The organism is Enterobacter sp. RIT637, from assembly GCF_019718755.1.
Taxonomy (GTDB): domain Bacteria; phylum Pseudomonadota; class Gammaproteobacteria; order Enterobacterales; family Enterobacteriaceae; genus Enterobacter.
In genome coordinates, this window is record NZ_JAIHAZ010000126.1 from 1 (window position 1) to 576 (window position 576).

Sequence of the window (576 nt, forward strand, 5' to 3'; positions counted from 1 at the left end):
TCCCAGCTCTTTCAGCTTCCGCGTCAGGGTATTTCGCCACCAACCCAGCAGCCGTGCCGCTTACTGTTTATGCCCCTGTGTATGGCGAAGCGCGGTCGTCAGTAACGTGCGCTCCATTTCAGGCTGCGCTTCGGAAAGCAGGTTTTGATGACCGGAACGCAGCGCGCGATCCGCTCATTGCGCCAGCAGCGTCGACCAGCTGTCAGGTAACGACTGTCCGGTGCTGCTTTCGGGCGCGGTAGATTCAAACAGTTCACCCGGTAAATCCTGAATCAGCACTTCCTGCCCGGCAGCCATAACGGTGAGCCAGCGGCAGGTGTTTTCCAGCTGACGCACGTTGCCCGGCCACGCCAGTCGCGTCAACGCGGCATCGGTTTACGGGTGCAGCAGTTTGGCTTCCACGCCCAGTTCGCGCGCCGCCACCTGCAGGAAATGGCGCGCCAGACGCGGAATATCTTCCCGGCGTTCGCGTAGCGGCGGGAGATGGACGCGAATCACGTTCAGACGGTGGAACAAGTCTTCACGGAATTTGCCTTCCTGCACGCGCTGTTCAAGGTTCTGGTGCGTGGCCGCGAT

General features: G+C 60.9%; 1 pseudogene. It reads right to left on the reverse strand.

What is annotated here, in order from left to right:
• A pseudogene (locus tag K5E19_RS23560) lies at positions 1-576 on the reverse strand (helix-turn-helix domain-containing protein); the annotation flags it as partial.